Genomic DNA, 14,515 nt, shown 5'->3' with positions numbered 1-14,515 from the left:
GAGGAACGGCGACCGATGACGACAACACTCAAAAGGTACCGCGGATGCCGAGCATGACGGTGCGCCCGGGCTCATACAGGTCGTAGGTGGCGTTGGGCCAGGCGAAGGTCGTGCGCAACGGTTCGTTGGTGATATTGGTGACGTTGAGCGTGATCTGCGGCTTGGACGGCAGCCAATCCAGTGCGTAGCTCGCCGACATATCGAGCTGGCCGCGCGCGTCGGCATTGAGGCGGGCATAGGGGATGCCGTTCTGGTTGGCGCCGGAGATCACCATGTCGTCGTTCCAGGTGTAGGACAGGCGGATCGAGGCTGCATCCTTTTCCCAGTAGACGGTGCCGTTCCAGAGGTTGGGCGCGACACCGACGGCCACCGCCGGCACGCCTTCGCCTTCGGACTGCTGGTTGACGTGGGTGTAGTTGAGGCTGAAGCCCAGGCCATCGAACAGCTTGTCCAGCGGCTGGACCCAGATGGCCTCGGTGCCGCGGATATTGAGCACACCATCGGCATTGACCTGCGTCTGCACATCCACGGTGGCCGCATTGGGGCCGCCGCGCTGGGCCAGGCCGGCCTGCTGGATCGGCAACAGGGTGTCGTAGTTCACGCCCAGGTCGTTGAACGGGATGCGGCGGATGCCGTTGACGGTGAAGCCGGTGATGCGCTTGTTGAACAGGGTCAGGCCCACATAGCCTTCGCCGCCGGTGTACCACTCGCCGCCGAAGTCCACATTGGTCGATAGATACGGCTTGAGGTTCGGATTGCCCTGCGTGGCGGTCTGCGCGGAAGGGTCGCTGAAATTGGTGTTTGGCAGCATCGCGCTGGGATCGGGGCGGGTCAGCGTGCGCGAGCTGGACAGGCGCACGACCACCTTGTCGGCCACGTCCCACGCCACGTTGAACGAGGGCAGGGTTTCCTTGTAATCCGAATCCAGCACCTGCACGCTGCGGACACCATTGATGGTGACCGGGCCGGTAATGGTCTGGTCGGTGGTCACATAGCGCACACCGGCGTTGAAGCGCATGGTGCGGTTCCAGACGTCGGCTTCGGCGTTGGTCTCGATGTAGAAGCCCAGATTTTTTTCGCGGATGCCGCCGGTCGAAGCGCCGGTGTTGGCCGAGTTGCTCTCCGGTGCGGCATCGCGCAGCGCGTAGTAGTTGGTGTCGGCCAGGAAGCGGGAGAAGTCGGCCGTGATGAAGCCGTCTGGGCCGGGTTTCAGATAACTGGCCAGGGCCGAGTTCGGGATTGCCGAGCCGGCGCCGCCATTGCACACGTTGCCGCCGTTGCCGCGGCACACCACCTGTTCCCAGGCGGTGCTGTTATCGAAACCGCGGATGGTGCGCTCGGCCATGTCGTAGGACGCGCCGATCTTGACGTTGCGCTTGTCCTCGCCGAACTGCAGATCGGCGCGCGCGCCGCGCGTTTCGGTCTGGCGCTTTTCGTTCTGGATATTGACCCGGCCACCCGTCCAGCCCCAGCCCAGATTGGGGTCGTTGAGATCGAGCGGGCTGGTGATGCTGGGGCGGTCGCCGCCTTCGTTGCGGTAATCCACGGTGGTGAACGGCGAGGTGACCAGGATGCTGGGCGATTCGCGCGCTAGCCAGCTACGGGTGGCATTGGCCTGCACATTGAGCTTGATGTCCTGCTCGGCGCCAAACAGCAGTTCCGCACCAGGATTGACGCTCCAGAACTTGACGTTTTCATGGTACGGGCGCGCTTCCAAGAAATATTGCGCATTGGCGAAGGTGGCGCTGGTCACCACGTTGTTCTGATCCACCTGCATGCCGAGCGGGATCATGTTGCCGTTGCGGCCGATCAGATTCATGCTGATCCGCTCGGTGGTGCGCTCGGCTTCGGAGTACAGCGTGTCCAGATAAAAATGCATGTTGTCGGACGGGCGCCATTCCAGCGACATCACCGACGCATCGCGGTCGCGATCGCCGCTCATGTAGACGCTGCGGCCCAGACGCGGGATCAGCGCATCGCTGATCTGGTCGATGCTCAGGCCCGGGTTGCGCGCCAGCAGCCAGGCGGCGTCGATGGTTTCGCCGGTGGTGAGGCCGCTGCCGGCAGTGGCGGGCACCGTGTCGGGAATGCGCCAGTTGCCGCCGCCATTGACGTTGCACGCCGCCGGTTGGTTGGTGGCCGGCGTACCTGCCGGCGGCGCGAGGCCGCACTGGGTGTAGGTGAGGCCGGGATTGGTCCAGCCCACGCTCTCGAAACCGCGCACGCCAAGTTTGCTGCGCACCGAAGCCACCCCAAACAAGGCGCCGAAAGTGCCTGCTTCATTGGTCCAGCTGCCCATGAAGGCGCCGCGTGGGGTGGTTTTTTCGCTGGTGCTGTTCCAGTCGGCCTGCGCCTGATAGGTGAAGTGCACGCCGGGGCGATCGAACGGCCGCGCGCTGCGCATGTCCACCACACCGGAAACGCCGCCTTCGAGCATGCTCGCGGTGGGTGTCTTGCTCACCGTGAGCTGGGTGAAGAATTCGGTGGGGAACAGGTTCAGATCGACTTCGCGGTTCTGGTTCTGCGCATTCAGGCCGATCGAGGCAGTGGCAATGCTGGCGCCGTTGAGCGTGGTCTTGGTGAAGCTAGTGCCCAGGCCGCGGATGGCGATATTGAGACCTTCGCCATTGACGTCGCGCGCCAGCTGCACGCCGGGAATACGGTTGAGCGACTCGGCGATATTCATGTCCGGAAACTTGCCGATATCTTCGGCAAACACCGTGTCGGCAAAGCCGACCGAATCGCGCTTGGCGTCGGTGGAGAACTGGATGCTGCGTCGGTAGCCGGAGACGGTGACAGTGTCCAGCTGGGTCACCGCATCGTTATTGCCGGCAGTGGTTGGCGGGGTTTGCGCCGTGCTCTGGGCATCGGCGGACTGTGCCCAGGCGGCGGTGCTGGACATGCCCAGCAGGATGGATCCCAACGCGCAGGACAACGCGGTTCGTGCGTAGCTGTTCTTCACCGTAATCCCTTCCCTAACAGGTAGCAGATGTCCCACGCATCGCCCCTGCGCAGGGAGTGCCGCTGCCGTTGCGCGGCGCGACGATGGTGCGATGGGGGAGACGGACGATCAGTGCTCAGGATGTTAGCGCTACCAAATTCGGAACATCACGCTGCAGGGCAGCATAGATGCGTGGAGCGCCGGCAGGCCGCCAGCCAACCCACGCCATCGTGCAAGACTCGCTTGCGTAAGGTGGCGCAGTGCTGCACTGCGCGATGGATTTATCGCGATGCCGTGGTAATGGTAGCGCTATCATCCGTGGCGCGAGGCCACCTTCGTGCAGGTGCAGTGGTCGATGAATCGAACCGAAGAACACGGCAGCGACGGGCCCGGCCGGCCTGATGGATGCATGCATGCACCACATCAGCCAGGCCGCCAGCGCGCTGGCGCGGTTGCACGGGCCACGCGCATGAGCAACGTGCCCACCGCAGCGCCGGAAGCTGCATCGGCAAGGCTCGGCCGCGTGCGCTGGCGGGTTTGCGCCTTGCTGCTGGCCGCCACCACCATCAACTACGTGGACCGCCAGGTACTGGGCGTGCTGGCGCCATTCCTGCAGACGCAGATCGGTTGGAACGAAATCCAGTACGGCTATATCGTCACCGCATTCCAGGCGGCATATGCGCTGGGTCTGCTGTGCAGCGGTGCGGTGATCGACCGCTTCGGCACGCGACTCGGCTATGCGCTGGCGATCGGCCTGTGGAGCCTGGCGGCGATGGGGCATGCCCTGGCCACCAGCGTGGTGGGGTTTGCGATTGCGCGGTTTTTCCTGGGCCTTGGCGAATCGGGCAATTTTCCTGCAGCGCTCAAGACGGTGGCCGAATGGTTCCCGCGCCGTGAGCGTGCGCTGGCCACCGGCATCTTCAACTCCGGCTCCAATATCGGGGCCATTGTCGCCCCGTTGCTGGTGCCGTTGATTGCCACAGCCTGGGGCTGGCAGGCGGCGTTCCTGTTCACCGGCGTGCTCAGTGCAACCTGGTTGGCGGTGTGGTGGTTCAGCTATCACCCACCCGAGCAACAACCCCGGTTGTCTGCCGCAGAACTGGCGCATATCCGCAGCGATGCGCATGAGCCGGTGCAACGCCGGCTGTCGTGGTTACAGGTGCTGCGGCATCGGCAAGCCTGGGCGTTTGTGCTGGGCAAGTTCATCACCGACCCGATCTGGTGGTTCTTCCTGTTCTGGCTGCCGAAGTTCCTGCATGCCGAATATGGCTTGAGCCTGCTGCAGTTGGGCGTGCCCCTGATCGTGATCTTCGTGCTGGCCGATATCGGCAGCATTGCCGGTGGTTGGGTGGCCGGGCGTTTCATCGCGCGTGGCTGGAGCGTCAATCGCGCACGCAAGAGCGCGATGCTGATCTGCGCGGTTTCGGTGGTACCCATCGTCTTTGCCGCACGCGCCGACAACCTGTGGCTGGCGGTTGCGCTGATCGGGTTGGCGACCGCCGCGCATCAGGGCTGGTCGGCGAACCTGTTTACGCTGCCTTCGGACATGTTTCCGCGCCACGCGGTCGCCACCGTGGTGGGCATCGGCGGCTTTGCCGGTGCGGTGGGCGGCATGTTGATCGCCACCTTCATCGGCTTCCTGTTGCAAGCCACCGGCAGCTATGTGCCGGTGTTCCTGATGGCAGGCTCTGCCTACCTGCTGGCATTGGCCGTCGTGCACACGCTGGTGCCGCGGCTGGAGCCGGCGCAGTTGCCTGCCGATCCAGCGCCGACATCATCCTGAGGTGAGCTTATGCACATGCGCGCAGTAACACTGGGGCTGTTGATGGCGGCGGGCATGGCTGCGCCAGCACACGCGGCACCGCTGGCAGCGACCGCGTCCAAGTTCCTCGGAAGTGCGTACGGCGCGCAGCAGGCACCGGGGTTTGCGCAGTACTGGAACAAGCTCACCCCGGAAAACGGCGGCAAATGGGGCAGTGTGGAGGCCGTGCGCGACAAGATGGACTGGAGCACGCTGGATGCGGCATACCGGTTCGCGCAGGCCAATCAGATGCCATTCCAGATGCATGTCATGGTGTGGCGCAACCAGCAGCCGGAGTGGATCAAGACCTTGCCGCCGGCCGAGCAGCGCCGCGAGATCGAGCAATGGTTTGCCGCCGTTGCGCAGCGCTACCCGGATATCGCGCTGCTGGAGGTGGTGAACGAGCCCCTCAACGATCCGCCCAGCAAGGCCGATACCGGCGGCGGCAATTATCTGCAGGCGTTGGGAGGCAGTGGCGACAGCGGCTGGGAATGGGTGCTGCAATCGTTTCGGCTTGCGCGCCAGCATTTTCCGCACACCAAGTTGATGATCAACGACTACAGCATCACCAATAGCGCGCAGGCGACGCAGAAGTATTTGCAGATCGTGCGGCTGCTGCAGGGTGAAAACCTGGTCGATGCCATCGGCGTGCAGGAGCATGCCTTCGAGACCACGCCGGAGGTGGCGATGTCGGTGCATCGCGACAATCTGGATGCATTGGCCGCCACCGGCCTGCCGATCTACATCACCGAGTTCGATCTGGACGGGCCGACCGATGCGCAGCAGCTGGCCGACTACAAGCGGGTGTTCCCGCTGTTCTGGGAACACCCGGCAGTGCATGGCATCACCTTGTGGGGCTTTCGGCCCGGCTTGTGGCGCAGCAAGGAAGCGGCGTATCTGATCCGCGCCGACGGCACCGAACGTCCCGCGCTCACGTGGCTGCGCGATTACGTTGCGGCCCATCCCGGGACACCTGCACCATGACAATGGCCGATGCGCGCCGCGCCCACAGAGGTCTGCGTGGTGTCCCGGCCTCGTGCCGATGGCCTCACGTTGGCGCGCGGGCTGCATGCACTACGTGGCTGGTCGTCGTGCTGATCGGGCTGACCACCGCCGCGCGACAAGGCTGTTGGGCGTGTCTTTTGACGCCGCTGTCCGACTCGCCTGCCTGTCATGCAGGTGCAACAGTCGCCGGCCTCGGCGGCATGGCGATCGCCCTTTTCATTGGTTTCGTTTTGCAGGCCATCGGCAGCGACATTCCGATATTTTTTTGCGGCGGGTGCGGCCTACTTCCTGGCGCTGGCGCTGGCGCTGGCGCTGGCGCTGGCGCTGGTGCACCGCCTGGTGCCACGGGGCAGCCGGCGCGAGTGGAGCAACCGGCCTAGACGCGGTTCACAGGTGTCTGCGCACGTTGGCGTCGATCCGGCGCACGTCAGCGTACCTGGCCTTTCCGTGACTGCCTTGCTCACTTATCGAGGATGCAAACATGTTGAAACTTCGTTACCCACTCACGCTTGTGCTGTTGCTGGGCGCTTGTGCGTCCGCTGTTGCCGGGCCGATCGCTGCCGGCAAGCAGCGCGCCCTGGGCAGCGCCTACAGCCCACAGCAAGCGCAGGGCTTCACCAACTACTGGAATGCCGCTATTCCCGAAAATGCGGGCAAATGGGGCAGCGTCGAAGCGGTGCGCGGCCAGATGAATTGGGGCCCGCTCGACGAGGCCTATCAGCTGGCCAAGCGCAACCATATGCAGTTCCAGTTCCACGTGGGTCTTTGGGGTGCACAGCAGCCGACGTGGGTGCGCACCCTGCCGCCAAACGAGCAGCTTGCTGCGATCGAGCACTGGTTTGCCGCCATTGCGCAGCGCTACCCCGACATCGATCTGATGCAGGTGGCCAATGAGACGCTGCCGAACCACAATCAGCCCGACAACCGTAACGCCAATTCGGGCAATTATCTGCAGGCGCTGGGCGGTACGGGGGCGACCGGCGTGGACTGGGTGCTTGAGGAATTCCGCCTGGGACGCAAGTATTTCCCGCATACCAAGCTGATGATCAACGACTACGGCATCACCGGCGATACGGCCGCTGCCAAGCAGTATCTGCGGACCATCCAGCTGTTGCAGCAAGAACACCTGATCGATGCGATCGGCATCCAGGGACACTCCTTCGAGACGTCCTATGCATCGGTGTCGGTGCAGCGCGGCAACCTGGACCTGCTGGCCACCACCGGGCTGCCGATCTACATCACCGAGTTCGACCTGGACGGGCGTACCGATGCAGAGCAGTTGGCCGCTTACCAGCGCATCTTCCCGCTGTTCTGGGAGCACCCGGCCGTGCGTGGGGTGAACCTGTGGGGCTTCCGTCACGGTCTGTGGCGCGACAGCGAAGGTGCGTATCTGATTAATTACGATGGGAGCGAGCGCCCGGCATTGACCTGGCTACGCAGCTACGTTGCCAGCAAGCCCTGAACAGGCTTCCTCCTCACTGTCCATAGGGCTGATATCGATCATGCGTTCTTCCGTGTTGTCCTTGCATCCCGATCGTTTGCTGCCGGCCGATCCCGGCACGCGCGCGATCGCCCGCCGCCTGTACGCACAGGTGGCAACGCTGCCGATCATCAGCCCGCATGGCCACACCGACCCCGCCTGGTTCGCCACCAATGCAGCGTTCGCCAACGCGACCGAACTGTTGTTGGTGCCAGACCACTATGTATTCCGCATGTTGTACAGCCAGGGCATCGACCTCGATGCCCTGGGCATCCCGCGCGCAGATGGAACCCGCGCAGCAGTCGACCCGCGGGCGGCATGGCGCGTGTTTGCCGAGCACTACGCGTTGTTGCGCGGCACGCCGTCGGCGCTGTGGCTCAATCATGTGTTCCACGACGTTTTCGATTTGCGTGTCCGCCTCGATGCCGGCACCGCCGATCACTATTACGACCACATCACCGCCGCGCTGCAAACGTCGGCATTCCTGCCGCGTGCGCTGTTCGAGCGCTTCAATATCGAGGTGATCGCCACCACCGAATCGCCGCTGGATCGGCTGCAGCACCACGCGGCCATTGCCGCCAGCGGTTGGCAGGGGCGGGTAGTGACGGCGTATCGCCCTGACCCGGTCGTGGACCCGGAGCACGAGCAGTTTGCCGGCGCGCTGGAGCAGTTTGGCGCGCTCACCGGTGAGGACGTGCTGACCTGGGATGGCTACCTGCGTGCGCATCGGCAACGGCGCGCGTTCTTTGCCGCGCATGGCGCCACCTCGACCGATCACGGGCACCCCAGCGCCGCGACCGCCGATCTGTCGCGGGCCGAGGCGCAGCGCCTGTTCGATACGGCGGTGCGCGGTGCGGCCACGCCGGAGCAGGCAGAACTGTTTCGCGCGCAGGTGCTGACCGAAATGGCGGCAATGAGCCTGGACGACGGCCTGGTGATGCAGCTGCATCCGGGCTGCTTCCGCAATCACAACCGGCAGCTGTTCGAGCGGTACGGACGCGACAAGGGTGCCGATATTCCGATGCGCACCGACTATGTGCATGCGTTGAAGCCCTTGCTGGACCGGCATGGCAACGATGCACGCTTGCGCCTGATCGTGTTCACCCTGGACGAAACCAGCTACAGCCGCGAGCTGGCGCCATTGGCCGGGCACTATCCCTCGCTGCTGCTCGGCCCGGCGTGGTGGTTCCATGATGCGCCGGAAGGCATGTGGCGCTTTCGCGAGCAGACCCTGGCCAGCGCCGGCTTCTACAACACGGTGGGCTTCAACGACGATACCCGCGCATTCCTCTCGATTCCGGCGCGGCACGATGTGGCACGGCGCGTGGACAGCGCCTTCCTGGCCAAACTGGTTGCCGAGCATCGGCTGGACGAGGACGAGGCAACCGAGGTGGCGATCGACCTGGCCTACCGCCTACCCAAGCAAGCGTACAAGCTGTGAGGTGGCGCAAACGGAGGGCGGCAGCACCGACGTGTGCGCACGCCGCATGCCTACATCCTGAGCAGCGGCAGGGTCGGTGAACTGATGCGTGTACATGCGATGCACAACATCACGCGACTACGGCGCGTGGCTGACGCAGCCCGTGCCTGCACGGCCATTATCTTGCTCTGCAGCGCATTACCCATCATCGCAGCACCGCACGCTGCCAGCGACGCCTCGCGCGAACGTATTTCGCTCAATGCGCAGTGGCGCTTTCAGCGCGGCGACCCACCCGCAAACCATGAAATCCTGGACTACGATGTACGGCCACAGGTGGTGCGCAGCGGCGATGGCAAGGTGGCCGATGCGCAGCCGGAGCAAGCGCAGCTCACCGAAGCGTCGGCCGCGCGCGTGCTCAAGCCGTGGATCCTGCCGACCGCCAACGGCTTGATCGCAGACCCGGCCCAACGCCACACACGCCCCCCAGGCAATCCGGGCAGCACGGTGGCGTATGTGCAGCCGCACTTCGACGACAGCGCCTGGGAAACCGTGGACCTGCCGCACGACTGGGCCATTGCCGGGCCGTTCCTGGCAGACGGGCCCTACGGTGGCATGGGCCGGTTGCCGAGCTGGGGCATCGGCTGGTATCGCAAGAGCCTGGACATCCCGGCCAGCGATCGCGGCCGCGCGTTGTTTCTGGATCTCGATGGTGCGATGTCGTACGCCACGGTCTGGCTCAACGGCAACCTCGTCGGCGGCTGGCCTTACGGGTACAGCTCCTGGCGCGTGGACCTGACACCGTATGCGATTGCAGGCAAGCGCAACCAACTGGTCATTCGCCTGGATAACCCGCCCGAGTCGGCGCGTTGGTATCCGGGCGGCGGGCTGTATCGCAACGTGTGGCTGACCAAGACGGCGTCGTTGCATATCGCGCACTGGGGCACGCAGCTGACCACGCCGTACGTCTCGGCCGATGCAGCGCAGGTGCAGCTGACCATCACCTTGGACAATGCCGCCCGCAGCGCCGGCCAGGCGCAGGTGAGCACAGCGATCTATCTGCTCGACGATGCCAGCGACCAGCCCAGCGGCGAGGCGGTCGCACGCATTCCAGCGCAGCCGATCACCGTCGCTGCCGGCGGCACGGCGCAGCTGCAAGGCAGCACCCGGATCGACGCACCGCGGCTGTGGGGGCCTCCACCCACGCAGCAGCCGCATCGCTATGTGGCCATCACCGAAGTCGGTCAGCAGGGGCACGTGGTGGATCGCTACGAAACCCGCTTCGGCATTCGCAGCATCGTGTTCGACGCCGACAAGGGCCTATTGGTCAATGGCGAGCACGTGCCGATCCGCGGGGTGAACAATCATCATGACCTGGGCGCGCTCGGTGCGGCGTTCAACAGGCGCGCCGCCGAGCGGCAGTTGCAATTGCTGCAGCAGATGGGCGCCAACGCCATTCGCATGAGCCATAACCCGCCTGCGCCCGAATTGCTCGACCTGACCGACCGCATGGGTCTGCTGGTGGTGGACGAGGTGTTCGACAGTTGGGAGATGAAGAAGACCCCGCTGGATTTTCATCTGGTGTTTGGGCAGTGGCATGCCGCCGATCTGCGCGCGATGCTGCGCCGCGACCGCAATCATCCCTCGGTGATGTTGTGGAGCGTGGGCAACGAGGTTGGCGAGCAATACACCGGCGAACAGGGCGCGGCGATTGCGCGCACGCTGCGCGCGATCGTGCATGCAGAAGACCCGACGCGCCCGGCGACGGTGGCGATGAACTACGCCTCGCCTGAGATGCCGCTGCCCGCTGCGCTGGATGTCGTCAGTCTCAATTACCAGGGGGAAGGCATCCGTGATGCAGCCGAGTTCGAGGGCACCGAGCGCATCCGTAAACCGCCGCAATACCCCGGGTTTCATGCACGGTTTCCACACACGGCCATTGTCAGCAGCGAAACGGCCTCGGCACTGAGCAGCCGTGGCGTGTACCTGTTTCCGGTCACTGCCGACAACAGCGCACCGGTACGCGATGGCCGTGGCGGCGATTCTGTGGCGCATCAGGTCAGCGCGTACGAACTGCATGCGGTGGACTTCGGCTCCAGCGCGGACAAGGTGTTCGCTGCGTTGGATCGGCACCCGTACGTGGCCGGCGAGTTCGTCTGGACCGGTTTCGATTACCTGGGCGAGCCCACCCCGTATTACAGCTCGCGCAGTTCGTACTCGGGCATCTTCGATCTGGCCGGCTTCCCGAAGGACCGTTACTGGCTCTATCAATCGCGCTGGCGTCCGGAAGTGCCGGTGGCGCATCTGCTGCCGCATTGGAGCTGGCCAGGGCGCGAGGGACAGGTCACGCCCGTGCATGTGTTCACCTCCGGCGACGAGGCCGAGCTCTTCGTCAACGGCGTCTCGCAAGGGCGCAAGCGCAAGGCGCCACTGCAGTACCGGCTACGCTGGGACGCGGTGGTGTACCAACCGGGCGAATTGCGGGTGCAGGCCTACAAGGATGGCAAGCCGTGGGCCAGCGAGCGCGTGCAGACGGCAGGCCGCGCCGCGCGCATGCAGCTGACGCCGGATCGGGGCAGTATCCGCGGCGACGGACAAGACCTGAGCTTCATCACCGTGCGCCTGCTCGATCGCGACGGACGTCCCGCACCGACCGCGGGCGACCGCCTGCGCTTCCGCATCGAAGGCCCTGGCGAGTTGGTGGCCACCGACAACGGCGACCCTACCAATCTGGAAACGTTCGCCTCTTCGCAGCGTCATGCCTTCAATGGGCTGTGCCTGGCGATCGTGCGTGCCAAGGCCGGGGCGCGTGGCACGATCACCGTGCATGTGGAATCGGACACGTTGCAAGCCGCACAGACACAGGTGGCGGTGCAGTGATGCGATCCAGTGCAATCGAAACCTGTGGCCTCTCAACGGACCTGCACATGCACATCAACCGCGCCAACCTCACCAAACGCCTGGGATTGCTGATCGCCGGGATGAGTGCAGTGTGCACACTGCAGGCCTTCGCCGCGTGCGGGACGCCCGGCAGCTCGCTCAAGCAGGCGTATGCGCAAGGGTTCCTGCTCGGGACTGCCGTCAATGCCGATATCGTCTCCGGCAAGGACGCAGCCGCTGCTGCGCTGGCGGCCTGTCACTTCAATGCGGTTACCGCGGAAAACGTGATGAAGGCCGAAGTGGTGGCGCCGCGTCGTGGCGTGCAGGATTTCAGTGCGGCCGATGCATTCGTGGCCTACGCACGGCGCAATCGGCAGTTCGTGGTCGGTCACACCCTGGTCTGGCATAACCAGACACCGGAGTGGTTCTTCACCACCGCCGATGGTCGGCCCAATACGCCGGCACAGCAATTGGAGCGCATGCGTGCGCATATCGCAGCGGTGGCCGGGCGCTACACGGGCAAGGTGCAGGCCTGGGATGTGTTCAACGAAATCATCGACGAAGACGGCAGTTACCGTTCGACCAACTGGGTGCAGCGCGTGGGCGACGGCGACACGGTGGTCCGCAATGCCTTCACCTTCGCGCAGCGCTATGCACCGGATGCGCAGCTCTACTACAACGATTTCAATGCATGGCGGCCGGCCAAGCGCGAGGGCATCGTGCGCATGGTCAAGATGTTGCAGCAGGCCGGTGTCCGCATCGATGGCGTGGGCATGCAAGGCCATTGGGGACTGAACTACCCCAGCCTGCGCGATATCGAAGACGCCATCGATGCGTACGCTGCGCTTGGCGTGAAGGTGATGATCACCGAGCTGGACATCGATGTGTTGCCGCTCACCAAGGAAGGCCAGATCATCGGCACCGGCATGGCGCACAAGCAGTTTCAACTGCCGGAATTCAAGCGCTTCCTCGACCCCTATCGGGATGGGTTGCCTGCCGACGTGCAGGCGCAATTGCGCGACCGGTATGCCGAATTGTTCGCGCTGTTCTGGCGCAAGCGCGACAAGATTGCGCGCGTCAGCGTGTGGGGCGTGAGCGATGACATGTCCTGGAAGAACGATTACCCGGTGCCTGGACGCACCAACTATCCGTTGCTGTTCGATCGCAATCATCAAGCCAAACCGGCGTTGGATGCGGTGTTGCCGGTGCCCACCGCGGCCGCTGCACGCTAGCGGCTGCCGGCCGAAGGGCAGCTGACAACCAACGCCCCGGCAACAGGCGGGCACGGCCGATGTCCGTGCGGCATGGATGGCTCGGACGCCGCATTCCTGCGTGCTGTGCACGTCACAGATGCGTGCGCGCGACGCGTTGGTCGGCGCTACGGCAGTCGCCTGCACACGCAGGATGGCATCATGCCCCGACCATGAGACAGGACTGACCGATGCGCTTGCCGCCTTATCTGCTGTTGGCCGTGCCGTTGCTGGCGGTGCTTGCTGCGTGCACCAAGCAGACTCCACCGACGCCGCGTTTTGCGGCCATTGGCCAGCTGCAGACATTCGACCGCCGCTTCAGTGAAGCGGTCGCAAGCGATGCGCGCATCGAGAAGCTCACCGAAGGCTTCACCTGGTCCGAAGGCCCGGCATGGGTGCGCAACGGAGGCTATCTGTTGTTCACGGATGTGCCGGAAAACAAGCTGTATCGCTGGTCCGAACAGGCCGGCCTGTCGGTCTTGCTGTCGCCCTCCGGCTACACCGGCCCGGAGCTGCCCACGCTGCGCGAAGCCGGCGCCAATGGTCTGTACGCCGAGCCCGACGGCACGGTGCTGCTGGCCGATTCCGGCACGCGCATCCTGGCCCGGCTCGATCCGGTCACGCGCAAGAAGACGCCGCTTGCGACCACCTTCGAGGGCCACCGTTTCAACAGCCCCAACGATGTCGTGCGGCGCAGCGATGGCGTGGTGTTCTTCACCGATCCGCCGTACGGGTTGAAGGACCTGGATAAATCGCCGGTCAAGGAGCTGCGCTTCAATGGCGTCTATCGCCTGGACACCGATGGCAGCGTGCATCTGCTGGACGACAGCCTGAGCTTTCCCAACGGCATCGCCCTGTCGCCGGACGCGCGCACCTTGTACGTCTCCAACTCCGATCCGCAACGGCCGATCTGGATGGCTTATGCACTGGATGCGCAGGGCGCCGTCACCGGCAAGCGGGTGTTTGCCGATGCGTCGGACCTGATTGCCAAGGATGTGCCCGGCCTGCCCGACGGCATGGCCGTGGCCGCCGACGGCACGCTGTTTGCCACCGGCCCTGGCGGCGTGATCGTCTTCAATCCCGCCGGCCAACGGTTGGGTCGCATCGCCACCGGCGAGGCCGTCTCCAACTGCGCCTTCGGCAACGATGGCCACATGCTGTACATGACCTCGCACGCGATGCTGGCGCGCGTGCGCGTGAAGTCGCTGGGCCTGCAGTTCGCGCGCTAGACGATCGCGGCGATGCCGCTTCATCGCCTTGCGATCGCGATGGACACGCACACGCCTGACCACGTGCGTGTCTGACCGCAGCGCCGATCGCCTCGTGCAGCCGTTGCATCGGCTGCGCTGCGCACTGCCTCGGTCAGTCGTCGAGCCGCCACGGGCCGCGCCGTTGCAGACAAGAACAGCGGCCATGACGCGCGCCCGCACTGCGCGTCCTCGCCCGTAGCGCCGCCGCCGCTGAGGGCCTTCCCGAGCAGCGAGGTGCGCGCGGGCCCGCCCTCCGACCGCCGGGTGCAGCGCCCGCGAGCCAGGCCATCCACCTGGCTCGCTGCGCGTCGTCAGCCACCGCAACCGTGGTGCGCCGCGTCAAAACAGGCGTGCACCGCATCCGTCTTACGCCGCCCAGCGCCTGCTGCGCCAGGGCGTGCAGCGGTCCAGGCAATCGCCACGCTTGAGCCTGTTGCAAAAAGGTAATCATCGCTATGCGGTAGTTTTCACTACTGTCATGAGCGGGTTGC

8 protein-coding genes and 1 pseudogene are annotated in these 14,515 nt (G+C 64.9%); 8 read left to right on the top strand and 1 reads right to left on the bottom strand.

The genetic code is table 11. From position 1 onward, the window contains the following. Positions 1–28 precede the first annotated feature (28 nt). On the bottom strand, positions 29–2,962 hold the full coding sequence (locus J7360_RS17780) for a TonB-dependent receptor (RefSeq protein WP_042675522.1): 2,934 nt from the start codon (positions 2,960–2,962) through the stop codon (positions 29–31). A gap of 448 nt (positions 2,963–3,410) precedes the next feature. Between J7360_RS17780 and J7360_RS17775 the strand changes: the two genes are divergently transcribed. The 8 genes and pseudogenes from J7360_RS17775 to J7360_RS17745 all read left to right on the top strand — a co-directional run bounded on the left by J7360_RS17775 (position 3,411) and on the right by J7360_RS17745 (position 14,003). Further along, positions 3,411–4,724 (top strand): MFS transporter, encoded by a 1,314-nt coding sequence (locus J7360_RS17775; protein WP_209034378.1) that lies wholly within the window; start codon positions 3,411–3,413, stop codon positions 4,722–4,724. Positions 4,725–4,733: 9 nt separating this feature from the next. Next, positions 4,734–5,726 (top strand): endo-1,4-beta-xylanase, encoded by a 993-nt coding sequence (locus J7360_RS17770; protein WP_209034362.1) that lies wholly within the window; start codon positions 4,734–4,736, stop codon positions 5,724–5,726. Between the two features lie 95 nt (positions 5,727–5,821). Then, positions 5,822–6,095: pseudogene (locus tag J7360_RS21465) on the top strand (hypothetical protein); the annotation flags it as partial. A 133-nt stretch (positions 6,096–6,228) separates the two neighbouring features. Next, on the top strand, positions 6,229–7,209 hold the full coding sequence (locus J7360_RS17765) for an endo-1,4-beta-xylanase (RefSeq protein ID WP_081027876.1): 981 nt from the start codon (positions 6,229–6,231) through the stop codon (positions 7,207–7,209). Positions 7,210–7,249: 40 nt separating this feature from the next. Continuing rightward, a complete protein-coding gene (uxaC, locus tag J7360_RS17760; RefSeq protein WP_209034360.1) occupies positions 7,250–8,668 on the top strand; it encodes a glucuronate isomerase in 1,419 nt (472 codons plus the stop codon). Positions 8,669–8,752: 84 nt separating this feature from the next. Beyond that, positions 8,753–11,524, top strand: coding sequence for a beta-galactosidase GalB (gene galB / locus J7360_RS17755; protein WP_209034376.1), 2,772 nt, complete (start codon positions 8,753–8,755; stop codon positions 11,522–11,524). Between the two features lie 47 nt (positions 11,525–11,571). Beyond that, positions 11,572–12,756, top strand: a complete 1,185-nt coding sequence (locus J7360_RS17750; protein ID WP_057662067.1) for an endo-1,4-beta-xylanase — start codon at positions 11,572–11,574, stop codon at positions 12,754–12,756. Positions 12,757–12,965: 209 nt separating this feature from the next. Next, positions 12,966–14,003, top strand: coding sequence for an SMP-30/gluconolactonase/LRE family protein (locus tag J7360_RS17745; protein WP_007974594.1), 1,038 nt, complete (start codon positions 12,966–12,968; stop codon positions 14,001–14,003). Positions 14,004–14,515 lie beyond the last annotated feature (512 nt).

This window comes from Xanthomonas sp. D-99 (assembly GCF_017746145.1).
GTDB classification, from domain to species: domain Bacteria; phylum Pseudomonadota; class Gammaproteobacteria; order Xanthomonadales; family Xanthomonadaceae; genus Xanthomonas; species Xanthomonas cissicola.
The sequence above is the reverse complement of the archived record's forward strand: the minus strand, read 5'-3'. Positions and strand labels throughout refer to the sequence as shown.